Origin of the sequence: Microtetraspora malaysiensis, from assembly GCF_050947145.1 — a bacterium.
Taxonomy (GTDB): domain Bacteria; phylum Actinomycetota; class Actinomycetes; order Streptosporangiales; family Streptosporangiaceae; genus Microtetraspora_A; species Microtetraspora_A malaysiensis.
The window spans coordinates 6,351,495-6,374,313 of record NZ_CP191998.1; the positions used below are offsets into that span (position 1 = coordinate 6,351,495).

At 72.6% G+C, this 22,819-nt stretch carries 14 protein-coding genes and 3 pseudogenes; 11 read left to right on the top strand and 6 right to left on the bottom strand.

Translation table 11 applies throughout. The features are described from left to right. The first annotated feature begins 52 nt into the window (after positions 1-52). Genes ACQP1V_RS29985 through ACQP1V_RS30000 form a run of 4 tightly spaced genes read left to right on the top strand, consistent with a single transcriptional unit; the run spans position 53 to position 5,734 of the window. The gene (locus tag ACQP1V_RS29985) at positions 53-1,546 is read left to right on the top strand and encodes an amino acid permease (RefSeq protein WP_433413376.1); all 1,494 of its coding nucleotides are present in this window, start codon (positions 53-55) and stop codon (positions 1,544-1,546) included. Then, positions 1,543-2,988, top strand: coding sequence for an FGGY family carbohydrate kinase (locus ACQP1V_RS29990; RefSeq protein ID WP_433413377.1), 1,446 nt, complete (start codon positions 1,543-1,545; stop codon positions 2,986-2,988). The genes ACQP1V_RS29985 and ACQP1V_RS29990 overlap by 4 nt, the downstream gene beginning before the upstream one ends. Continuing rightward, positions 2,985-4,469, top strand: coding sequence for an NAD(P)/FAD-dependent oxidoreductase (locus ACQP1V_RS29995; protein WP_433413378.1), 1,485 nt, complete (start codon positions 2,985-2,987; stop codon positions 4,467-4,469). Before ACQP1V_RS29990 ends, ACQP1V_RS29995 begins: the two co-directional genes overlap by 4 nt. Further along, on the top strand, positions 4,466-5,734 hold the full coding sequence (locus tag ACQP1V_RS30000) for an NAD(P)/FAD-dependent oxidoreductase (RefSeq protein WP_433413379.1): 1,269 nt from the start codon (positions 4,466-4,468) through the stop codon (positions 5,732-5,734). Before ACQP1V_RS29995 ends, ACQP1V_RS30000 begins: the two co-directional genes overlap by 4 nt. 116 nt (positions 5,735-5,850) lie before the next feature. On the opposite strand, the gene ACQP1V_RS30005 is transcribed toward ACQP1V_RS30000, so the two are convergent. Continuing rightward, a complete protein-coding gene (locus ACQP1V_RS30005; RefSeq protein ID WP_433413380.1) occupies positions 5,851-7,242 on the bottom strand; it encodes an MFS transporter in 1,392 nt (463 codons plus the stop codon). Here ACQP1V_RS30005 and soxR point away from each other — a divergent pair. The 4 genes and pseudogenes from soxR to ACQP1V_RS30025 all read left to right on the top strand — a co-directional run. Beyond that, a pseudogene (gene soxR, locus ACQP1V_RS30010) lies at positions 7,241-7,717 on the top strand (redox-sensitive transcriptional activator SoxR); the annotation flags it as partial. The gene ACQP1V_RS30005 and the pseudogene soxR overlap by 2 nt on opposite strands. Positions 7,718-7,741: 24 nt before the next feature. Further along, positions 7,742-8,026, top strand: a pseudogene (locus ACQP1V_RS30015) (transposase); the annotation flags it as partial. Between the two features lie 104 nt (positions 8,027-8,130). Continuing rightward, positions 8,131-8,631 carry a Cys-tRNA(Pro) deacylase gene (gene ybaK, locus ACQP1V_RS30020; RefSeq protein WP_433413381.1) on the top strand — a complete coding sequence of 167 codons (501 nt, stop codon included), beginning with the start codon at positions 8,131-8,133 and terminating at the stop codon, positions 8,629-8,631. Between the two features lie 91 nt (positions 8,632-8,722). Continuing rightward, a complete protein-coding gene (locus ACQP1V_RS30025; RefSeq protein WP_433413382.1) occupies positions 8,723-10,114 on the top strand; it encodes an amidase in 1,392 nt (463 codons plus the stop codon). Here ACQP1V_RS30025 and ACQP1V_RS30030 read toward each other — a convergent pair. Beyond that, positions 10,111-10,644: a hypothetical protein gene (locus ACQP1V_RS30030; protein ID WP_433413383.1), complete on the bottom strand. Its 534-nt coding sequence runs from the start codon at positions 10,642-10,644 to the stop codon at positions 10,111-10,113. The two genes, ACQP1V_RS30025 and ACQP1V_RS30030, sit on opposite strands and share 4 nt — an antisense overlap. A 53-nt stretch (positions 10,645-10,697) precedes the next feature. Between ACQP1V_RS30030 and murA the strand changes: the two genes are divergently transcribed. Together murA and ACQP1V_RS30040 are read left to right on the top strand one after the other, a co-directional pair. Then, positions 10,698-12,002: a UDP-N-acetylglucosamine 1-carboxyvinyltransferase gene (gene murA, locus ACQP1V_RS30035; RefSeq protein WP_387408838.1), complete on the top strand. Its 1,305-nt coding sequence runs from the start codon at positions 10,698-10,700 to the stop codon at positions 12,000-12,002. A gap of 103 nt (positions 12,003-12,105) precedes the next feature. Next, positions 12,106-14,427 (top strand): transglycosylase domain-containing protein, encoded by a 2,322-nt coding sequence (locus ACQP1V_RS30040; protein ID WP_433413384.1) that lies wholly within the window; start codon positions 12,106-12,108, stop codon positions 14,425-14,427. Positions 14,428-14,768: 341 nt separating this feature from the next. Here the strand turns inward: ACQP1V_RS30040 and ACQP1V_RS30045 are convergent, their stop codons facing one another. Both ACQP1V_RS30045 and ACQP1V_RS30050 read right to left on the bottom strand, forming a co-directional pair. Beyond that, the gene (locus ACQP1V_RS30045; RefSeq protein WP_433426005.1) at positions 14,769-15,071 is read right to left on the bottom strand and encodes a chorismate mutase; all 303 of its coding nucleotides are present in this window, start codon (positions 15,069-15,071) and stop codon (positions 14,769-14,771) included. A gap of 159 nt (positions 15,072-15,230) precedes the next feature. After that, a pseudogene (locus ACQP1V_RS30050) lies at positions 15,231-15,740 on the bottom strand (hypothetical protein); the annotation flags it as partial. Between the two features lie 289 nt (positions 15,741-16,029). Between ACQP1V_RS30050 and ACQP1V_RS30055 the strand changes: the two are divergent. After that, positions 16,030-18,225 carry a protein kinase domain-containing protein gene (locus ACQP1V_RS30055; protein ID WP_433413385.1) on the top strand — a complete coding sequence of 732 codons (2,196 nt, stop codon included), beginning with the start codon at positions 16,030-16,032 and terminating at the stop codon, positions 18,223-18,225. Positions 18,226-18,304: 79 nt separating this feature from the next. Here the strand turns inward: ACQP1V_RS30055 and ACQP1V_RS30060 are convergent, their stop codons facing one another. Beyond that, positions 18,305-19,726, bottom strand: a complete 1,422-nt coding sequence (locus ACQP1V_RS30060) for a M1 family metallopeptidase (RefSeq protein ID WP_433413386.1) — start codon at positions 19,724-19,726, stop codon at positions 18,305-18,307. A gap of 139 nt (positions 19,727-19,865) precedes the next feature. Beyond that, the gene (locus tag ACQP1V_RS30065) at positions 19,866-22,697 is read right to left on the bottom strand and encodes a M14 family zinc carboxypeptidase (protein ID WP_433413387.1); all 2,832 of its coding nucleotides are present in this window, start codon (positions 22,695-22,697) and stop codon (positions 19,866-19,868) included. Positions 22,698-22,819 lie beyond the last annotated feature (122 nt).

A 22,819-nucleotide genomic window follows, 5' to 3' on the forward strand; every position in this document is an offset into this window, starting at 1 on the left:
GCCACGCCGCCGGGCCCGGACCGCTCACTTTCTTCGCAGCAGGAGACGATCCATGTCCCATCGTTCCACGCCCGCACCCGGGGTCATGACCGGGAGTGACAGCGCCGCCGACGAGGCGATCTCGCACGCGGGATACTCCCAGCAGTTCAAGCGCACCCTGAAGTCGTTCGAGTCCTTCGCGGTCGCCTTCTCGTTCATCTCGATCACCACCGGCCTGTTCTCGACGTACGGCACCGTGCTCGGCAAGGGCGGCCCGGCCGGCATCTGGACCTGGCCCATCGTGGGCGCGGGCACCGTGATGGTCGCCCTGGTCTACGGCATGCTCGCCAGCCGGATCCCGCTGTCCGGCTACAGCTACCAGTGGGCGAGCCGGCTGGCCTCGCCGGTGCTCGGCTGGTGGTTCGGCTGGGTGTCGTTCGCGTTCCTCGCGATCGTCGCCGTCGCGGTCGACTACGGACTCGCCCAGACGGCGCTGTTCCCGCTGTTCGGCTGGACCTACACCCCGCTCAGCGGCGCGCTGGTCACCGCTGTCGTGCTGCTCGTGCAGATGGTGCTCATCATCTGGTCCACGCCCATCACCACCAAGATCAACAACCTCGCGGTGAGCGCCGAGATCGTCGCGATGATCGGGCTCACCCTGCTCATCGCCGGGTTCGCGATCTTCGGCGGGCACGCCGAGTGGTCCAACCTGACCTCGACCGGCGTCGCGTCGCAGGACGGCTACTTCGGCTGGCTCGGGCCGTTCATGCTCTCGGCCCTGCTCGGCGCGTTCACCCTGGTCGGCTGGGAGTCGGCGGCCAACCTCGCCGAGGAGACCATCAACCCCAAGAAGGTCGTCCCCCGGGCCATGGTCCGCGCGATCCTGCTCAGCGTCGCCATCGGCATGGTGTTCCTGATCGTGGTCACCGCCGCGCTCGGCACGGACGTCGCGGGCATCACCGCCTCCTCCGCCCCCGTCGCCCAGGTCATCGCGAACGTGGTCGGCGCCGGCGTGGCGCGGGCCTTCCTCGTCGTCGTGAGTGTGGCCATCTTCGCCTGCGGTCTGGTCATCATGGTGAGCTGCAGCCGGCTCGTGCACGCCATGGCCCGCGACGGCCGGCTGCCGTTCTCCGGCGCGCTGAGCCGGGTGCCGCGCGCCACCGGCGGCCCCACCTGGGCCACCGTCGTCGCCGCCGGCGCCTCGCTGCTGATCGTCCTCACCTTCTCCGGCAACGCCGACGCCCTGGGCGAGCTGCTGGGCGCGGGCACGCTGATGCCCGCCATCCTGTACGCCGGGACCGTCGCGCTGTACCTCGGCACCCGGCGCAAGTACCGCCCGCAGCCGGACGACTTCCGGCTCGGGAAGTGGGAGAAGCCCGTCGTCGCGGGCGCCGTCGTCTGGCTGGTCATCGAGCTGAGCATCTTCATGATCCCCTCCGACTTCCGCATGGCGCAGCTCTACGCCCTCGGCTCCCTGGTGCTCGGCGCCGCCGTGTTCGCCGTCGTCTGGGTCACCCGCAGGGACCGGCTGACCGCCGAGCCCGGCGTGGGGGTGGAGTCGCTGTGACCACCGTCTTGGCCATCGACCAGGGGACGTCCGGCACCAAGGCCATCGTCGTCGGGCCGGACGGCGCCGTCCTGGCGCTCGCCGAGGTGCCCGTACGGCCGGCGTACCTGCCCGGAGGCCGGGTCGAGCAGAACCCGCAGGAACTGCTCGACTCGGTGCTCGCGGCGGGCCGCCAGGCGGTCGCGCAGGCGGGCCGGCCGATCGACGCGGTGACCCTGGCCAACCAGGGCGAGACCGTGCTCGCCTGGGACCCCGACACCGGGCGGCCGCTGACGACCGCGCTGGTCTGGCAGGACCGCCGCGCCGAGGACGTGTGCGCCGATCTCGCCGACCACGCCGGCCGGGTCGCGGAGCTGACCGGACTCGTGCTCGACCCGTACTTCTCCGCGCCCAAGATGGCGTGGATCCGCCGCAACCTCACATCCGAGGGGATGGTGACCACAACCGACTCCTGGCTGGTGCACCACCTCACCGGTGCGTTCGTGACGGACGCCTCCACCGCGAGCCGCTCGCTGCTGCTCGACCTGGACGCCGTCGACTGGAGCCCCGAGCTGCTGCGCCTGTTCAAGCTCGACGGCGAGCGGCTGCCGCGGATCGTCGCCTGCGACGAGATCGTCGGCACCACCCGGGCCTTCGGCGGGGAGATCCCCGTCGGCGGGCTCATCGTGGACCAGCAGGCCGCCCTCCTCGCCGAGGGCTGCCTGCGGCCCGGCGAGGCCAAGTGCACCTTCGGCACCGGCGCGTTCCTGCTCGCCAACACCGGCGAGCGCGCCGTACGGTCCACCTCCGGCCTGACCACCTCCGTCGCGTGGCGGGCCAGGGGCGGCACGCCGTACTGCGTGGACGGGCAGGTCTACACGGCGGCGTCGGCGGTGCGCTGGCTCGGCGACCTCGGCTTCATCGGGGGCGCCACCGACCTGGACGCGACCGCCGCGCCCGACAGCCAGGGCGCGCTGTTCGTCCCGGCGCTCGCCGGGCTCGCCGCGCCCTGGTGGCGGCCGGACGCGACCGCCTCGTTCCTCGGGATGACGCTGTCCACCCGGCCCGGGCACCTGGTGCGCGCCGTGCTGGAGGGCGTGGCCGCGCAGGTGGCCGACCTCGCCCAGGTGGTCGCCCGCGACCTCGGCGCGCCGCTGACCCGGCTGCGGGTGGACGGCGGCCTCACCCGGTCGGCCACGCTGATGCAGGCGCAGGCCGACCTCGCCCAGATGCCGGTGGACGTCTACCCGTCGCCGCACGCGACCGCGCTCGGCGCCGCCGCCATGGCCCGGCTCGCGGTCGACCCCGCGCTGAGCCTGGAGGACGCGGTGCCCGCGTGGACGCCGTCCACGACGTACGAGCCGCGCTGGACGGGCGAGCGGGCCGCCGAGTTCCTGGCCCGATGGCGCCGGGGCGTGGACGCGGCCATGGACAGGGCGGATCTGACGGGGAGCGAAGCATGAACACGCGGCAGATGAGGTACGGCCCGCTGCCGGTCGAGAGGGTCGACGTGGCGGTGATCGGCGGCGGGGTCGTCGGCGCCGCCGTGGCCCGGGCGCTGTCGGCGTACGAGCTGTCGGTCGCCCTGGTCGAGGCGCGCGCCGACGTCGGCGACGGCACGAGCAAGGCCAACACGGCGATTTTGCACACCGGGTTCGACGCCAAGCCCGGCACGCTGGAGTCCCGGCTGGTGCGGCGCGGCTACGAGCTGCTCGGCGACTACGCGACCAAGACCGGCATCCCGGTCGAGCGCACCGGCGCGGTGCTGGTCGCCTGGACCGAGGAGGAGCTGGCCGCGCTGCCGGGGCTGGCCGCCAAGGCGGCCGAGAACGGCTACGAGCGGTGCGAGATCGTCGACGCCGAGGAGGTCTACCGGCAGGTCCCGGCGCTGGCGCCGGGCGCGCTCGGCGGGCTGACCGTGCCCGACGAGTCGATCATCTGCCCGTGGACCACCACGCTGGCGTTCGCCACGGAGGCGCTGTCCCGCGGGACGTACCTGCTGTTCAACACCAGGGTCGAGGGTGTCGAGCCGCCCTCCGGCACGGCAGGGGACGCGGCGGACACCGTGTTGCGGACCAGCCGGGGCACGCTGCGCGCGGGCTGGGTCGTCAACGCCGCCGGGCTCGGCTCGGACGTGATCGACGGCCTCTTCGGGCACACGCGGTTCACGGTCACCCCGCGCCGGGGCGAGCTGTTCGTGTTCGACAAGCTCGCCCGGCCGCTGGTGAACCGGATCGTGCTGCCGGTGCCCAGCTCGCGCGGCAAGGGCGTGCTGGTCAGCCCGACGATCTACGGCAACGTCATGCTCGGCCCGACCGCCGAGGACCGCGACGACCGGACCGACACCTCCACCTCCGAGCACGGCTTCGGGTTCCTGCTGGAGAAGGGCAGGAAGCTGATGCCCGCCCTGCTGGAGGAGGAGGTCACCGCCTCGTACGCGGGCCTGCGCGCGGCCACGGAGCACGGCGACTACCAGGTGTTCCTGGACGCCGGGCAGCGCTACCTCGTGCTCGGCGGCATCCGCTCGACCGGCCTCACGTCGGCCATGGCGGTGGCGGAGCACGCGCTCGGCCTGCTGGGCGAGGCCGGGTTGCGGCTCGACGCCAAGGCGACGCTGCCGGACCCGCCGCAGATGCCCAACATCGGCGAGGCGTTCCCGCGCCCCTACCAGCGCGCGGACCTCATCGCCGAGGACCCGGCGTACGGCACGGCCGTGTGCTTCTGCGAGCGGGTCACCGAGGGGGAGATCAGGGACGCGCTCGCGTCGCCCATCCCGCCCGCCGACATCGACGGGCTGCGCCGCCGTACGCGGACGCTGATGGGCCGCTGCCAGGGCTTCTTCTGCGGAGCCGAGGTCGAGGGGCGCCTGCGCGCCGGGGTCGCGCGGGAGAACAGGGAGTACAGGGAGCACGGGGAAACCGAGCAGACGGGGGAAGCGCAGTGAGCGGCACGAACGGCGTCGCGCCGGACGTCACGACCGAGAGCCCGGACGTCGCCGTCGTCGGGGCCGGGCCGTCCGGACTGACCGCGGCACGGGAGCTCGCGGCCTCGGGTCTGGACGTGCTGGTGCTCGACCGGGAGTGGGAGGCCGGGGGTATCCCCCGGCACAGCGACCACACCGGGTACGGCCTGCGCGACCTGCACCGGGTGATGAACGGCCCGGCGTACGCGCGGCTGCTCACCGAGCGGGCGGTCGAGGCGGGCGCCCGCGTGCGGACGTCGGCGATGGTCACCGGCTGGGCCGGGGAGCGCTCCCTCGACGTCACCACCCCCGAGGGCCGGATCCGGGTGGACGCCCGGGCGGTAGTGCTGGCCACCGGCGCCAGAGAGCGCCCCCGTACGGCGCGGCTGGTGCCGGGCGACCGGCCGCCCGGCGTGATGAACACGGGCCAGCTCCAGAACCTCGTCCACCTGCACCACCGCGAGGTCGGCACGCGGGCCGTGATCGTCGGCGCGGAGCTGGTGAGCTGGTCGGCGGCACTGACGCTGCGCGAGGCCGGGTGCCGCACCGTGCTGATGACGACGGAGCACCCGCACGCGGAGTCCTACGCCGCGTTCAGCGTGCCCGGCCGGGCGGTGCTGCGGGTGCCGGTGGCGACGCGGACCCGGGTGACCCGGATCATCGGGCATTACGCGGTGGAGGCGGTCGAGGTCGAGGACCTCACCACCGGGGCGCGGCGCACGGTGCCGTGCGACACGGTGATCTTCACCGGAGACTGGATCCCGGACCACGAGCTGGCCCGCGCCGCCGGCCTCGACATCGACCCCGGCAGCAAGGGGCCGCTGGTGGACAACGCCCTGCGCACCAGCCGTCCGGGCGTCTTCGCGGTGGGCAACCTGGTCCACCCCGTGGACACCGCCGACATCGCCGCGCTGGACGGCCACCACGTGGCCCGGCACGTACGCGACTACCTGGCGGGCGTCCTGCCGCAGGGGCCGGGCATCCCGTTGCGGGTGGAGGCGCCGTTCACCTGGGTGTCCCCCGGCCTGGTACGTCCCGGGGCGGGGAAGCCCCCGCGCGAGCGGATCCTGCTGTGGTCGGCCGAGCAGCGGCTCGTCGCCCGGGTCGAGGTGACCCAGGACGGACGGCGCATCGCCCGCCGGACCCTCCCCTGGCCGGTCTCCCCGGGCCGGGTCTTCCGCGTGCCGTCGTCGCTGCTGTCCGGCGCCGACCCGCACGGCGGCCCCATCACCATCGCGCTGGCCTGAGCGGCCGGGCTGGGCTCGCCCCGCCACCGGGGGCGGGCCCAGCACGCGCGGCGGGCCCAGCACGCGCGGCGGGCTCAGGCCAGGCTGTGCCGTACCCAGACGTTTGGGTTTTCCGGTCACGCCCGGGACCGGGCGGCGCGGGCCGTCAGGCAGCCGAGCACGGCGATCAGGGCGAAGCCGAACAGCAGGTAGTGCGCCGAGCGGAGGGTGGACGGCTCGCCGAGGTTGACCAGCACCCCGGCGAGGGCGGAGCCGAAGGCGCTGGCGATGAGCTGCACGGTGCTGATCGCCGTGGTCGCCCGGCCCGCCTCCTCCTGGTCGTCCGTGCTGCCCATCACCGCGGTCGCCAGGTGCGGGAACGCCATGCCGATCCCGGCCCCGGCGATCATGTACGTCGCGACCCAGAGGATCATGGTCAGCCCGCCGGCGTTCTCCGCCTGCAGGAGCCCGGTGAGCGCCAGGCCGGTGGCGAGCACGGCGGGGCCGGCGACGCGGATCCGCCGGATCGCCGCCGGGCGGACGGCGTTGGCGCTGAGGAACTGGGCCGCGGACCAGCCGAGCGACAGCGCGGCGCCGAGGAACCCGGCCGCCACCGGCGCCAGGCCGCCGAGCCGCTGCCCGAACAGGGGGACGAAGGTCTCGGCGGTGGAGCCGATCGCGAGGACGACGATCGTCAGATAGATCCACTTCAGCGGCGAGCCGCCCGAGAACGTCAGGGCGGGCAGCACCCGGACCTCGGCGCGGCGCTCCTGGAGGAGGAACAGCGCGACCAAGGCGAGCGCGCCCGCGACGGCGAGCGCGGTGAGCGCTCCGCGCGGCAGGACGCCGGCCAGGCTGATCAGCGCCGCCGCCCCGGTGAGCAGGGCGAGCGAAATCCCGGGAACCGGACCGGCGGCGACGCCGTATTCGCCGCGCGGCAGCGCCCTGGGCACGATGAAGGCGATCGCCACGGCCAGGGCCGCGAGCGTCCCGAACGCCAGCCGCCACGCGCCGATCTGGGCGAAGAGCCCGCCGAGCGCGGGCCCGACGAAGGCCCCGATCCCCCACATCGCCGACACGAGGGCCGCGCCCCTGGTCCAAAGGTGCGGGGGCAGGGCGGAGCGCATGACGGCGAAGCCCAGCCCGGCGAGGAGCCCGCCACCGAGGCCCTGGATCGCGCGCCCCGCGAGTAGGAGCTCCATCACCGGGCTCGCGGCACAGATCACGGTGCCGAGCGTGAAAGCGCCGAAACCGGTCAAATACGCCCCGACAGCCCCGCGCGACGCCAGAATCCTGCTGACGAGCATCGAGGAGATGACCGAGGCGATCAGGAAGACCGTCGCGTTCCAGGCGTAGAAGCGTTCCCCGCCGATGTCGCGCACCGCGGTCGGCAGCAGGCTGGTGGTCACATAAACGTTGATCGCATAGAGGGCGACCCCGCCGGCGAGGACGACGGACGTCCCGATATGTCCGGGGCCGAGCAGCTCGCGCCAGGTCCCGACCCTGGTGCCGTCATCAAGCAAAGTCATGGCACGGACCTTAGAATCTCAAGCGCACTTGAGGTCAACTGGAGGTCCGGTGAACTGGAGATCCGATGACTTGCTGTCTGTCGGCGACGTCTCGCGCCGCACCGGTGTGGCGGTCTCCGCGCTCCACTACTACGAGCGGCTCGGGCTGATCTCCGCGCAGCGGACCGAGGGGAACCAGCGCCGTTATCCGCGGCATATGATCCGGCGCGTCTCCCTGATCGTGGTGTCGAGGCGGCTCGGCCTCTCGCTGGCCGACGTGCGCGACGCGTTCGCCGGCCTGCCGCACGACCGGGCGCCGAGCCGGCACGACTGGGCACGGATCTCCCGCCGCTGGGACGCCCGGCTGGCGGCCAAGAGGATGGAGATCGAGCAGCTCCGCCGCGAGCTTCTCGGGTGCATCGGGTGCGGCTGCCTGTCGATGACGTCGTGCACCCTCCTGAACGCGCAGGACGTCCTCGGCACGCGGGGCCGCGGACCGCTCCGGCTGGGGGCCGAGCGCCTGGAGCTCGCCGCCGGGGCGCCCGACGGCAGTCCCGAGGGCGACCGGGCGGACGGCGACCTGACCGACGACGAGTGGGCGCGGCTGCGGCCGCTGCTGGCGGAGCCGGAGCCCGGCGGCCGGGGGCGCAGGCCGCGTGACCAGCGGCAGATCGTCGACGGGATCCTGTGGCGCACCCGCACCCTGGCGTCCTGGCGCGACCTGCCCGAGCGGTACGGCCCCTGGCAGACCTGCTACGAGCGGTACCGGCGGTGGGTCGAGGACGGCACCTGGCCCCGCCTGCTGGATCACCTTCACCGGCCCGTGACGCCCGGGGAGGTCGAGGCTGTTTCCAGACAGGACGTTTATTAATTGGAGCCGCCGGAACGGGATGCCCTACCCTTCGAGAGGTGAGCAAGACCAAGAGCAAGGGTGGGCAGGGAACGCCGGCCACCGTGGCGCTGGCGAAGGCCGCGGTGGAGTTCACCCTCCACCCGTATGAGCACGACGCCAGCGCGCAGGCGTACGGCGAGGAGGCGGCGGACGCGCTCGGCCTGCCGTACGAACGGATCTTCAAGACGCTGGTGGCCGAGACCGAGGCCGGGCTCGCCGTGGCGGTCGTCCCGGTCGCGGGCAAGCTCGACCTCAAGGCGTTCGCCGCCGCGCTCAAGGGCAAGCGGGCGGCGATGGCGGACGCGACCAAGGTCGAACGGGTCACCGGATACGTCGTCGGCGGCATCAGCCCGCTGGGGCAGCGCAAGCGGCTGCCCACGGTGGTGGACGAGTCGGCGCTCGGCTTCGAGACGATCTACTTCTCGGCCGGACGGCGCGGCCTGCAGATCGAGACCGCCCCGGCGAACCTGATCGCGCTGACCGGGGCCGTCACCGCCCCGATCGGCAAAATCGGCTGATCCGCCTCGGCGAACCTTGCCATCGCGGAGCGGGGAACGGTTCCGCGAGACTCGGAGGTCCGGCCGCACGACCGTCGATGGGGGCAGCACGATGACCGACCCGCACTACCTGACCGCCACCGAGATGTCGCGGCTCCTGCTGTCGAAGCAGGTCAGCGCGGTCGAGCTGGTGGAGGCGCACCTGCGCCGCGTCGAGGAGGTCAACGGCCGGGTCAACGCGATCGTCACCCTGACCCCTGAGCGGGCGCTCGACCAGGCGCGGCGGGCCGACGAGGCGCTGGCCCGGGGCGAGGTCCTCGGCCCGCTGCACGGGCTGCCGGTCGCGCACAAGGACCTGGTCGACACCGCCGGAGTGCGGACCACGTACGGCTCCCGCATGTTCGCCGACCACGTTCCCGCCGAGGACGACCTGCTGGTCCGGAGGGTCCGCGCCGCCGGCGGCGTCATGATCGGCAAGACGAACACGCCGGAGTTCGGCACCGGCTCACACACGGTCAACGACGTGTTCGGCGTCACCCGCAACCCCTACGACCTGTCCAGGAGCGCGGGCGGCAGCAGCGGGGGCGCCACCGCCGCGCTGGCGTCCGGCATGGTGCCGCTCGCCGACGGCTCGGACATGGGCGGGTCGCTGCGCAACCCCGCCTCGTTCTGCAACGTCGCCGGGCTGCGCCCGACGCCGGGACGGGTGCCGTCCCTGTCACGGCAGGCGGCCTGGTTCACGCTGAGCGTTCCCGGGCCGATGGCCAGGACGGTCGCCGACCTGGCGCTGTTCATGCGGGCGATCTCCGGCTTCGACCCCTGCTCGCCGTACGCGGTGCGTGAGGACGGCGAGGTGTTCGGCGCGAGCCTGGAGATGGACGTCACCCGCGCCAGGATCGCCTACAGCCCCGACCTCGGCGGCCTGCCGGTGGACCCCGAGACCGCGCGGCTCACCGCCGAGGCGGCCGGGACGCTGTCGGAGATGGGGGCCCGGGTGAAACTGGTCGACCTCGACCTGTCCGACGCCGAGGACGCCTTCCGCGTCCAGCGAGCGTGGTTCTACGCGCTCAATTACGGCGACCTGTCCGGCGTCGGCCCCAACGTGGCGTGGAACGTCGAGCGGGGCCGCGAGGTCACCGGTGCCGAGCTCGCCCACGCGGAGCGGCTCCGCACCTCTCTCTACCACCGGATGAACGCGCTCTTCGACGAGCACGACTTCCTGATCGCCCCGGTCAGCCAGGTACCGCCGTTCCCCGCGGACGACCCGTACGTCACGGAGATCGCCGGGCAGCCGATGCCGGACTACCTCGCGTGGATGCGGTCCTGCTACTGGATCAGCGTGCTGTCGGCCCCGGCGATGTCGGTGCCGTGCGGGTTCACCTCCGAGGGGCTGCCGGTCGGCCTGCAGATCGTCGGCCGTCCGTGGGCCGACCTGGACGTGCTGCGCCTCGGCCTCGCGTTCGAGCGGGCCACCCGCTGCAATGAGCGGCGCCCGCCGCTCTAGCCGGCGTCGGCCGGGCCCGCGTCGGCCTGGGCCGGGTCCTCGGCGGCGCCCTCGCGATAGCTCAGCACGAATTCGAGCACCCAGAACACCCCGGCGGCGAGCAGCGCCCAGATCAGCAGCACCCCGTGCGCGGTGAGGCCGAGGGAGTCGCTGGTCCGCAGCCCGGCCGGCCCGGCGGCCTGGATCGTGGTGCCCACCGCCGTCGATCCGACCTGGGAGGCGACGTACGCGCCGAGCAGCCCGCCTCCCGCCAGGCCGAGCACGGCCCCGACCGGGGCCCGGCCGCGCGCCAGGAAGTACGCCACCGCCCCGGAGGCCAGGCCGAGCGCCCCGGTGACGACAGCGAACCAGCCGTCGGCGGCGATGAGCGTCTGCGACTCGGCATCGGCGACGAGCGGACCCGATTCGGTCAGGACGAACCTCGACGTGGGGGCGATCGCCGACCACGCGAACCCGGCCGCCACACCGAACGCCGTCAGCGCCAGCAGCGTCACCACGAACGTGGTCAGTTCCACTCTCAGATGCCGCACCGTCCCGATGGTACCTACGCGGGACATGGGTGAAACGCGGTTAGTCTTGCCACGTGAGTGAAGAGGTGTGGCACATCGAACCGTCCGGACCGCTGCGCGGCGACGTCGAGGTACGGGGTTCCAAGAACGCGGTGTCCAAACACATGGTCGCGGCCATGCTCGGGACCGGTCCAAGCACGTTGCACAACGCGCCCGAGGTCGGCGAGGTCGGCCTGACCGCGGCCATGCTGGAGGCCCTGGGCATCCACGTGGAGATCTCGCCGGGCGAGATCAAGATCGAGCGGGGCGGCGAGATCCGGCCCCGGGTCCCGGAGGAGTACACCGGGCTCAACCGGATCCCGATCCTGATGCTCGGTCCGCTGCTGCACCTCGCGGGCGAGGCATTCGTGCCGCTGGTCGGCGGCGACCCGATCGGGCGGCGGCCGGTCAACTTCCACGTGGAGGCGCTGCGCCTCATGGGGGCCGAGGTCGAGGTCGGCGAGACCGGCATCACGGCCAAGGCGACCCGGCTCCGCGGCAACCGGATCACGCTGCCGTACCCCAGCGTCGGCGCCACCGAGACGATCCTGATGAGCGCGGTGCTCGCCGAGGGCAAGACCGTCATCAAGGGCGCGGCGATGGAGCCCGAGGTGGTCGAGCTGGCCCTGTTCCTCCAGCGCATGGGCGCGATGATCGAGATGAGCCCCGACCGGCGCATCGTGATCGAAGGCGTCGAGCGGCTGCGCGGCGCCTCCACCTGGCTCGCCGGCGACCGCATCGAGGCGTTCTCCTACCTGGTGGCCGGGCTGGTCACCGGCGGCGAGGTCCGGGTGCACGGCTGCCCGCAGGACCGGCTGGTCACCGCCATCACCACGCTGGCGCGCATGGGCGCGCGGTTCGACATCACCGACGAGTGGCTGACCGCCTCGGCCCCCGCCGGCCTGCGCGCGGCGGCGGTGCAGACCGACACGCACCCGGGCTTCATGACCGACTGGCAGACCCCGCTCATGGTGCTGTTCACCCGTGCCGACGGCATGTCCGTGCTGCACGAGACCGTCTTCGAGAACCGGCTCGTGTACGTCCCGGCGCTGCAGAAGATGGGCTGCGAGATCGAGGTGTTCGCGCAGTGCCTGGGTGGCCCGGCCTGCCGCTACCACGACAGCAACGCCAAGCACTCGGCCGTCGTGCGGGGCGGCTCCAAGCTGCGCGGGGCCGACGTCACGCTGCCCGACATCCGCGCCGGGTTCTCGGCGGTGCTGGCGGCGGCGGTCGCCGAGGACACCTCGACGCTGCGCGGCGTGAACCACATCGAGCGGGGATACCACCGGCCGTTCGAGCAGTTCAACTCCCTCGGTCTGAAGATCCGCAGGGGGAACTGACCTTCTCCCCAAGCCGAGCCCACCCCGAGTTTTCGCCCGGAATTCGGTAAAAGCCCCGCGCGCCCTCGTTCGGCGCGCGGCGCGCGGTCGTAGTCATTACCGTGTGACGAATCGACTCGCGTACGCCGGCGCGCTCGGAACGGCCGGCGCGCTCGGCGGCGTCCTGATCGCCACCATAGCCCTCCCGCTGGTGGGCGGCGTCGGGCTTGGGGCCAAGGAGGCGGCGAGCAGCTTCACCGAGGAGCTGCCCATCCCACCGGAGGACCCGCTGCCGGAGATGACCCGGGTGCTGGACCGGCACGGCAAGCAGATCGCCCAGTTCTACACGCAGAACCGGGAGTCGGTGCCGATCAACCAGATCGCCCCGGTGATGCGGCACGCGATCATCGCGATTGAGGACGCCCGCTTCTACGAGCACGGCGCCCTCGACGTCCGGGGCACCTTCCGGGCGCTGGTGACGAACGCCCAGGCGGGCGGCGTCCGGCAGGGAGGCTCCTCCCTCACCCAGCAGTTGGTGAAGAACCTCCTGGTCAACCACGCCGAGACCGACCAGGAGCGGCAGCTCGCCCGGGTGCAGAACATCGACCGCAAGATCACCGAGCTGCGGTACGCCCTGGCCCTGGAGCGCAAGTACACCAAGGACCAGATCCTCGAGCGTTATCTCAACATCGCGTACTTCGGGGCTGGCGCGTTCGGCGTCCAGGCGGCAGCGCAGCGGTTCTTCGGGGTGGACGCGTCCCGGTTGACGCTGCTCCAGGCGGCGACGCTGGCCGGGGCGGTGCGCGCGCCGTACACCACCGACCCCTCGCTGGGGGCTCCGCAGCGGCAGGCGCTGCGCGAGCGGCGCGACCTGGTGCTGGAGCGGATGGAGCAGCTCGGCGTGATCCGCCCGGCCGCGGCGCGGGCGGCCAGGGCCAAGCCGCTGCGCCTGAACATGCAGTCGGCCGGCGGCGGCTGCGGCCAGAGTCGTTACCCGTACTTCTGCCTGTACGTGCAGCACGAGATCCTGACGAACCCGGCGTTCGGCTACACCGCGGCCGACCGGGAGCGGACGCTGCGGCGCGGGGGCCTCGTGCTGCGTACCACCCTCGACCCGGTGGCGCAGCGCTCCGCCGAGCGGGCCATCGCGGCGCGGGTCGCGCCCACCGACCACGAGGTGGCGGCGGAGGCGATGGTCGAGCCCGGCACCGGCCGGATCCGCGCCCTCGCCGCGAGCAAGCACTACGGCAACAACCCCGGCAACCGCAAGAACGGGCCCAACACCACCTACAACCTGCCGGCCGACCAGGCCCACGGCGGCGGGCAGGGCTTCCAGGCGGGCTCCACGTTCAAGGCGTTCACCTTGGCGACCGCGCTGTCCCAGGGGTGGCGGTTCGGGGAGGGGTTCCAGACGCCGGGCCGGTTCGTCCCCCGCGAGGGGTACACCAACTGTTCCGGCAAGCCGGTGAACGACCCGCGCGCGCGGATCTTCAACGCGGGCGGCGAGGGCACCGGCGGGCCGTACAGCCTGGAGCTGGGCACGTGGAAGTCGGTGAACATCTTCTTCATGAAGCTGGAGCGCCGGGTCGGGTTGTGCAACGTCGTCAAGACCGCGCGCAGGCTCGGGATCGAGCGGGCCGACGGCGCTCCCCTGCGCGAGGTGCCCACCTTCACCCTCGGCGTGAACGAGATGGACCCGACGACCGTGGCCGGCGCCTTCGCCGCCTTCGGGGCCCGCGGGCGGTACTGCCGGCCGGTCGCCATCACGGAGATCGTGGAACGCGACGGCACCCGCGTCCCGGTCCCACCGAGCTGCTCACGGGCGCTGGAGCCGCAGGTGGCCGACGCCGTCAACCACGTGCTGCAAGGCGTCTTCACCCGGGGCACGATGCAAGGTCAGTCGATCGGACGGCCGGCCGCGGGCAAGACCGGGACCAACAACGGCTACACCTCGGCGTGGTTCGCCGGATACACGCCGGACCTGGCCGCCGCCGTCAGCGTCGGCGACATGCGCGGCTCCTACCGGTACCCGCTGACCGGGGTGACGATCGGTGGGGAGTACTACGGATCCGTCCAGGGAGCCTCGCTGCCCGGTCCCATCTGGGTGAAATCCATGATCGGGGCGCTCCGGAAGACCCCGCCGAGCGGGTTCGCCAGGCCGGACTTGGCGAGATTCGGCGGCGGCTTCACGCCCGGCCTCAAGGAGATGCTGGAGGCCGCGCGCAAGAAGGCGCGGGAGGCCCGCCGCAGGGCGGAGTTCAAGGCGCACGGGCGCCGCGACCGGAACCGGGGCCTGCCGGACCTCTTCCAGCTCCTCCGAGGAGCTCAGCAGGCGCTGAACGGCGAGCAGGTGCCGCCGGCCGACCGGCCGGTCCCGGTGCCGCCCGATCCCGCGATCGGAGCGCCCGGCTTGGTCGAGCCGCCACGCCTCATCCCGCGCGGTTAGGGAGTGTCTGACAAATGCTGCCCGTCGCGAGCGCGGATCCGGGTGGATGCATCGCAAGGCGGAGGAGGAGGCCGTAGCGGAGCCTACGGCCGACAATCCCGGGCCCCGCGGAAAGTCCGAGCTTGCGAGGACTTTTCGTGGGTGGGGCGTCAACGCAGCGAGGCGCCGTCTGGGCCGCGCGCAGCAGGGCTTGATTTGTCAGACGCGACCTAGGGAGTGACGGCGCGGAGGTCGTCGAGGGGGAGCTTGAGCACGGCGATCGGGTAGCTCGGCATCAGGTTCCTGAAGCCGAACATCCCGGACGGGTCGACCTTCTCGGCCACCAGCGGCGCGGGGTCCGCTCAGGCCCAGGAGCGCTCCTCTTCGGCGAGGTGGAGACCGGCCTCGATCACGGCGTTCATGACCGGGGCGAGCCGCGATTCTCCCAGGCGGGGGGCGCGGTGCGCCATGGCCGCGACCAGGCGGCGCTCCCGCTCCATGTCCCGTCCGGCGAACCCGCCGACCGGCTTGAGCCGCTGCACCGTGCCGGCCAGTGTGGCGCGCCGCTCCAGGACGGTGGCGAGCGCCGCGTCCACCCGGTCGATGGCGGCCCGCGCCCCGGCGACGGTCCGCGGGACCTCCTGCCGTACGAGCGCGGCCAGCACGGTCGCGGCCTCCGTCGCGGCGGCGACGGCGCCCGGCGGCGCGTCCGGCGCGAGCAGCAGACCGTCGGCCCCGGCCGCGACGGCCGCCCCCGCGAGCGCGGCGTCGTGCCCGAGGGCGGCAAGGACCGGGCGGCCCGACCGCTCCCCCGCCGCGCGCATGAGTGCGAGGTCGAGCACCGCGGCCGAGCCGTGCGTACGGCTCCCGCTCTCGCACAGGGCCACCTGGTCGTTGCCCTCGGCCACGCAGTAGTCGATGATCGCCAGCCACTCGTCCAGGGTGGCGGCGGGGCCGCGCTGCACGACCATGGGGAGGCCGAGCCCGGCCGCCGCGCGGACCAGCTGGAAGTCCTGCATCCAGGCCGCCCCCACCAGCACGCCGTCCGCGCCGGCCGCGACCGCGTCGAGGTCGGCGGCCGAGAACGGCTCGACGAGCAGCGGTCCGCGCCAGCCCGCGCGCGCCTCGGCGATCGCCTCGCCCGCGGACCGGCGGCCGTGGCCCGCGCGCAGGCTGAGCCACCGGGCGTCGCCGCCGCCGATCACCGCGACCGGCAGCCCCTCCCCCACCGCCAGGGCGCCGATCCGTACGGCGGCGCGGTTCTCGGCGCGGGCGGGGGGCCGCGCGGGATGGGACGCGGCGGACTCGGGCGTTGCGGCGGCGGCCTGGGACATGTCGGCTCCTCGGATAGGCCGGCCCCTCGACCGGCTCGTTGACAACGAAAAAGGCAGAGACGTACGTCTCTGCCTTCAGCCGGCTCCGGATGGTCGCTAGATCACGCGCCTGCGACCGGCCCTCCCGGAGCCGGCTGCGTAAACGTGAAATAGTGAGCCATGTATCGACCTTACCAGGCATACTCCGCGAGCCGGACCGATCCGTCTCAGATATCGGACGGCCCCTTATCCGGCCGGGTTGATCCCTTTGTCATCCATGGGACGATCTATGCGTCCAGGAGGGGATTTGATGGCGCATGCGGAAGGCCGGCTGGTCGGCGGCCGGTACCACCTGATCGAGCCCATTGGCCGAGGTGGCATGGGAATCGTCTGGCGGGCCCACGACGAGCTACTTGACCGGGTCGTCGCGGTCAAGGAGGTCCGTTACGACAGCGCGATGGGAGACCAGCTCGACGAGCTCAACCGCCGGACCATGCGCGAGGCGCGCGCGGCCGGGCGGCTCACCCATCCGAATGTCGTCGTCGTCCACGACGTCATCGAGGAGGACGACCGGCCCTGGATCATCATGCAGCTCGTCCCCTCCCGCTCCCTCGGACAGGTCATCAGGGAGGACGGGCGGCTCTCCCCCGAGCGGACCACCGAGATCGGGCTGCAGGTCCTGGACGCCCTCAAGGCCGCCCACGCCCAGGGCGTACTCCACCGTGACGTCAAGCCGGAGAACGTGCTGATCACGGACGACGGGCGGGTGGTGCTGACCGACTTCGGCATCGCGCGCCTGGAGGCCGACAACACCATGACCAGGACCGGGCTCATCGGCACGCCCGCGTTCATCGCCCCGGAGCGGCTGCGCGGCGACCCGGCCCAGCGCGAGTCCGACCTGTGGTCGCTCGGCGCCACCCTGTACGCCGCCGTGGAGGGCAAGCCCCCGCACGATCGCGGCATGCCGATGGCGACCATGCACGCGGTGCTCAACGACGCCCCCGCCCCCGCCGTACACGCCGGGGAGTTGCAGGTCGTGCTGGAGCGGCTGCTGGAGAAGGAACCGGCCGACCGGCCCAGCTACGACGAGACGGCCGAGCTCCTGCGGCGCGGCGCCGCCGGTATGGCACGGCCGAAGGGCGGGTCCGCCGCGCCGTCGAAGGGGGCCGTCGCGGGCGAGCCCGGGGGCCGCGCCATCCCGGAGACGGGCCAGAGCGGCTGGGACGACGCGGGGGCGGCCCAGGCCCGGCCGCGGCCGTACGAGCGGGCGGGTTCCAGGGCGGACGACGCGTTGTCGGACGGCGACACCGAGCCGGATCTCCCGCTGCCCCTGCTCGCGGAGGCGGAGCCGGAGAAGCCGGACGGCAACGCGGCCCGGGGCTCCGGGGCCTCGCCCGGCGTCAAGGGGTCCGGGAGCGCGCCGGAAACCACGGGCGCGTCCTCCGCCGGGTCCGGCGCGGCGAAGCCCGCGCAGGAGACCCGGAAGTTCGCCGGCCCCACGCCCGGAACCGCCAAGCCCGGGATCACCACCTCCGGAACGGGCACGCCGGGGACCGGCGCCTCCCGGACGGCGGCCTCGGCCGGAACGGCCGGGAGCGGTCTCACCGCCGGCGGGGCGGGCTCGTCCGCGCCGGCCGCCGATCGCGGCTCGTTCGAGGCCGCCAAGCCGGCCCGTACGGCACGGCCGTTCCCCGCGGTCTCGCCCACGTACTCCGCCCCCGGCGCTACGGAGGCCTCCGGCGCGGACGGCTCGCTGTTCTCCGCGAACCCGGGGGCGGCGGCAGGCGGCCAGGAGGCGACCCAGCTCAGCTCGTGGAGCGGCGGGCCGGCCGCCCCGGCCCGGCGGTCGCTGCCGATGCTCCGCGCGGCGCTGGTGATCGTCCCCGCTCTGCTGATCGTCGCGGGCGTGGCCGGCTACATCGGCCTGCGGCAGGCGGAGCAGCAGACCCCTCCGGTGGGCGGCGCGGATCGGAACTCCGCCGCCCCCGGGAAGAGCTCCACGGACCCCTCACGCCCGGCGACCTCCCCCTCGCCGTCGCAGACCCCCTCGCCCGTGCAGTCCACCGAGATCCCGAAGGGCTGGAAGCGGTACACGGACAAGACGGGCTTCTCGATCGCGCTGCCCAAGGGCTGGAAGGAGTACAACCGGGACAGCGGCAACGTCTACTTCCGGGGCTCCGACCGGAGCCAGTACCTGCAGATCGGCTACACCAGCACCCCCGGGAACGACGCGCTGAAGGACTGGAAGAACCAGGAGAGAACCGCCCAATACCGCTTCGGCGGCTACAAGAAAATCGGCATCAGGAAGGTGGACTACTTCCTGGACGCCGCCGACTGGGAGTTCACCTGGCGGCCCTGGAGCGGCGATGCGCGCGTGATCAACCGCGGTTTCGTCACCGACAAGAACCACGGCTATGCCATCTTCTGGAAAACGAAGGCTAAGCGCTGGAAGAAGGACTACCACTACTTCGAGACCTTCACGCGCACGTTCACGCCCGCCAAGTGACGTACCGCCCGCCTGCGCCGGCTGGCCCGGCCGGTGGCGCCTGAGGGAGGAGAGGGCGCCGCCGGCCGGGCCAGGTATCTCACCAGGAGGCGGGCTTGCCCTTCTGGAAGGCCCAGACGTCGAAGAAGGCGGTCAGGTCCATGCCCGACGCCTTCTCCGCGCTGCGGATGAACGCGGCCGTGTCCGTGTTGCCGTGCCGGTTTTCGGCGGCCCAGTCCTTGATCAGCTTGAAGAACGCCGTGTCACCGATCTTGCCACGCAGCGCGTGCAGCGTCATCGCACCTCGGTTGTACGGCACGCTGCCGAACATGTCCACCGAGCCGGGGTCGGCCAGCACCGTCTGCCAGAACGACGACGTCGCCGCCCGGCCGTAGTTGCTGGAGTTGTTGAACGTCTGCTGCGCCGTGGCGCCCCCGGTGTGCTCGGTCCAGAGCCAGGTGGCGTACGTCGCGAAGCCCTCATTGAGCCAGATGTCGGACCACTTGGTCGGCGTCACGCTGTCGCCGTACCACTGGTGCGCCAGCTCGTGCGCCATCGTGCCGACGCTCGGGGAGCTGGAGAAGATCGGCTTCGTCTGGGTCTCCAGGGCGTACCCGACGTTCGGCGCCCGGTCGATGATCGCCCCCGTGGAGGCGAACGGGTACGGCCCGAAGATCGTGGAGAAGTACTCCATGATGTCCGGGATCTTGGAGACGGTGTTCGCCGACTGGGCCACCAGGCGCGGGTCGACCGCCGTGTAGATCGGGATCCCGCTCGGGGTCTTCGACTCGGTGACGGTGAAGTTCCCAATGGTCACCGTGGCGAGGTAGGTCGCCATCGGCTCGGTCGAGTCCCAGACGAAGGTGGTCTTGCCGTCCTCGGTCGTCTGCGAGAGGAGCTGACCGTTGCCCACCGCCGTGACGCCCTCCGGCACGGTCACGTGGAAGGTGAAGGTCGCCTTGTCTGTCGGGTGGTCGCTGCCGGGGAACCAGGCGGGGGCGCCCTGCGGCTCGCCGGCCACGAACGCGCCGTCGTCGGTGGGCACCCAGCCCTCGAGGGAGCCGTCCGGGTCGGTGATGACCGGCGGCGTCCCGGCGTACTTGACGGTGACCGTGAAGACCTGGCCGGACTTGAGCTTCGGGCGCGGCGTGACGATCAGCTCCTGGCCGTCCCGGGCGAACGCGGCCGGGTGCTTGTCCACCTTGAGCTCGCTGATCTCCGGGCCCCGGAAGTCGAGGTTGAACTGGTCCAGGTCCTGGGTCGCGACCGCGGTGATCGTCGTGACGGCGTCCATGTGCCGGGTCGCCGGGTCGTAGGCGAAGGCGATGTCGTAGTGCTGTACGTCGAAGCCGCCGTTGCCCTGGTCGGGGAAGTACGGGTCGCCGACGCCCGCCGCACCGGCCGAGTACCGGGGCGCTCCGGGGGCTCCGGGGGCGGCGAGCGCGGGCTGGGCCGCCGGGACGCCGATCAGGGCGCCGGCCGCGACGGCGAGGGCCGCGCCGCTGAGACGGGAGATTCGCATTGAGGGTCCTTCCAGGCGGTTCCGGCCGTTGGGGGGACCGGCCGGAACCGCGCGTACTCGGGGATGCGGGATCAGGACGGTCCTGATCCGGGAGAGGGTGATCGGTCCTCGGGCCGGGATCCCGGCCCGAGGACGGGGGTCAGCCGACGACCGAGCGCAGCGGGATGCCCGCCCCGTTCAGGTCGTGGACCATGTCGCGCAGGAAGGGGTGCTCGTCGGCCGCGAGCCCCTCCGGGTTCGGGATCGTGATGTACGACGACCCGTCCGCGGAGGCCGTCCGCGCGGTGTCGGTGTACGTCCGGACCACGGCCTCGGCCCGGCCCGCGTCGGCGTCGGCGACCTGGATGACGATGGGCCGCCATTCCCCGGCGAGGTCGTCCGCCGGGGCCGCCTTGGCCGCGTCCGCGCGCAGCGCCTCCACCTTGCCGGCCGGCGTCGCCGCGAGCGTCCGCGCGGCCTCGGTGTCAGAGGAGGTCTTCGAGGAGGGAAGGAGCAGCGCGTTGGCGACCAGGTGGATGCCGTTCTCGTTGTACGCGCGGAACAGCGGGTTGTAGGCGAACAGCACGGCGTGCCCGGCGCCGGTCGGCTCGTCCACCAGCGCGACCGAGCCCTTCAGCGCGTTGGCGTTGGTCGTGTAGCCGTTGGACCAGAACGCGCCGTCGGACGGGTAGGTGAGGACGTTCGCGCCGGTGACGCTCGGGTTCAGGATCGGATCACCGTTGTTGAACTGGAAGTCCTCCGCCGGGCGGCCGAGGGCGACCTGGCTCGCGGTGTCCACGTTCACCCGGAAGTGCGAGCCGATGACCTGATATCCCGTCGGCTTGGTCTTCTCCGTGGTGGAGGTCAGCCCCGCCGTCCTGGCGACCCGGGTGCCCTCGTTGCGCAGCCCGACGTACGTGCCGCCCGCGGCCACCCACGCCTTGAGGTTCGCCAGGCCCTGGGCGGTCAGGCCGCCGTTCGCGCTGCTGCCGTCCGGCACCAGCAGGACGCTGCGCTCGGTGAACGCCGGGGTGTTGCCGTTGACGTCCGCGGTCGTGACCGCCTTGACGTCGAGGCCCCAGCGCTCGCCGAGGACGTAGCGCGCCTCGCCGTACGAGCCGGAGGTGGTGGAGACGCCCGTGCCGGCGAACAGGCCGGTGTCGGGGACGCGCAGCGGCGTCCCGGACGCGTCCCCCGCCTGGCCCTCGACCGCCACGCCGTACGAGCGGGCGAGCTTGTCGAGGTCGCCCCGGTTCACCGCGCGGGCGGGCAGGCTGACCACGCCGGTGGCGAGGTCGCGCGAGAGCGCCACGCCCTGGCCGAGGAGGCGGAACGTGAGCTCGGAGGCGGCGGCCGAGTCCATCGGGTAGGAGTAGGAGCCGTTCGCCGGGGCGGCCGAGACGACGCCGCCGTCCATGCCCTTCACCGCGTCGGCCTTCGGCGACAGCGCGTCGCCGGTGGAGACGGTCGCGACGCCCATCAGCAGCGGGTTGCTCCAGGACGACACGTCATAGAAGTAGGGGAACGGCACGTAGGGGTCCTGCGCGATCAGCGCCTGGATCCAGTGCTTCTGCGGCTGGTCCATCGGGATCCAGTACGCCCCGGCCGGTACGGACAGGTTCTTGACCGTGCGGCCGCCGAAGACGTCGGCGTTCGGCACGGTGACCTCCTGCTTGAGGCGGTAGACCTCGACGTCCATCGCGCGCAGCCGCTCGACCAGCCGCCGCACGTCGCCGATCTGGCGGTCCGGCAGCAGGAAGTACGACCGTACCTTGACGTCCGGGACCGGGAACCGGACGGTGTTGGTCGGCTGGACGACCTCGTTGGGCTCCAGCGTGCCCGCCTTGCCCTGCTCGATCGCGGTCTGCCAGATCTTGTAGTAGCCGTCCAGGATCTCGCGCCGGTTGGCGGCGGCCCAGCCGGTCGTGGCCCACTGCGTGTTGAACTGCTGCTGCACGCGGTCCTCGACGGCCGAGGCGCTGCCCTTCTCGAACGTCATGCCCGCCGCGCCGAAGCCGGTGGCCGGCACGGTGTCGCCGTACCCCATGTAGAACATGTCGTACGTGGCGTAGTTGAAGTAGCACTCGGTCGTGACCGCGCCGCCGCAGGCGCCGTTGTAGCCGAAACCGGCCGCGTTGGCGGCGCCGATGCGGTTGATCCAGTCCACCGGCTGCGCGGCGATCTCATGGTGGATCGGGTCGGCGTTCGGCGGGAAGAAGTACTGCCGCCCGCCCATCTCGTGCGCGTCCACGAAGACCTGCGCCGGGTACTCCCGGAGCATTTCGATCTTGCCGCCGGTCTCCGGCTGGGTCCGGGCGAACCAGTCCCGGTTGAGGTCGAAGCCGTACTCGTTCTGGCGGCGGTCGGCGTTCCGGCCGTCGGGGTTCTGGGTCGGCATGATGACGGTGACGAGGTTCTCGTTGCGCGTGGCGACGTCGCAGGAGAGGCCGCCGGCCAGCTCGTACAGCGTGCGCAGCGCGGCGTCGGCCCCGCTCTTCTCGCCGCCGTGGACGTTGCCCGCGATCCACACGATGGCCGGGCCGTCCTCGGCGATCCTGGCCGCCTTGTCCGGCCGCAGCGACCTGGGGTCGCGCAGCGAGCGGATCTGCGCGGCGATCTTCTTGAGCTGTCCCGGCACCATGTGGTGGCTGCTGGACACGATTGCGTAGGGCAGTTCCTGGCCGGTGACGCTGTGCGCGATCGTCCCGGTGACCACCCGGTCGGAGGCCCGTCCCACGGCCTCGACGTACGTCTTGATCTCGTCGGTGGTGACCGTGCGGGGCTGGCCCTTGCCGAGCGGGAAGCCGAAGAACTTCTCGGGACTCGGCACCGAGGTGACATGGGCGTTCGGGTCGGAGACGCACTGGTCGCCGCCCGGGTCCGCGTACGCGGCCGGGCTCACCGGAGCGACGAGGGCGGTCAGCGCGAGGGCCGCCACTCCGGCGATCTTTGCATAGGTGGATCTTCCGCACATCGTCGTGCGTAACCGCATGATCTTTTCCTCCGGGGGGTAGAGGGGCTGCTTCTGCGGGTGAATGGCGCGAAGGAGGGGGTAGTTGCGACGAAAGTGAAAGAGTGAGCGAATCGTATAAGTTTGGAATAAAGCGGGCAAGA

Excerpts from the sequence above, each read along its gene's own strand:
- ACQP1V_RS30005 (WP_433413380.1), bottom strand. The coding sequence starts at position 7,242 with ATGACTTTGCTTGATGACGGCACCAGGGTCGGGACCTGGCGCGAGCTG.
- ACQP1V_RS30055 (WP_433413385.1), top strand. The coding sequence starts at position 16,030 with ATGGCGCATGCGGAAGGCCGGCTGGTCGGCGGCCGGTACCACCTGATC.
- ACQP1V_RS30065 (WP_433413387.1), bottom strand. The coding sequence starts at position 22,697 with ATGCGGTTACGCACGACGATGTGCGGAAGATCCACCTATGCAAAGATC.
- ACQP1V_RS30025 (WP_433413382.1), top strand. The coding sequence starts at position 8,723 with ATGACCGACCCGCACTACCTGACCGCCACCGAGATGTCGCGGCTCCTG.
- ACQP1V_RS30060 (WP_433413386.1), bottom strand. The coding sequence starts at position 19,726 with ATGCGAATCTCCCGTCTCAGCGGCGCGGCCCTCGCCGTCGCGGCCGGC.
- ACQP1V_RS29995 (WP_433413378.1), top strand. The coding sequence starts at position 2,985 with ATGAACACGCGGCAGATGAGGTACGGCCCGCTGCCGGTCGAGAGGGTC.
- ACQP1V_RS29985 (WP_433413376.1), top strand. The coding sequence starts at position 53 with ATGTCCCATCGTTCCACGCCCGCACCCGGGGTCATGACCGGGAGTGAC.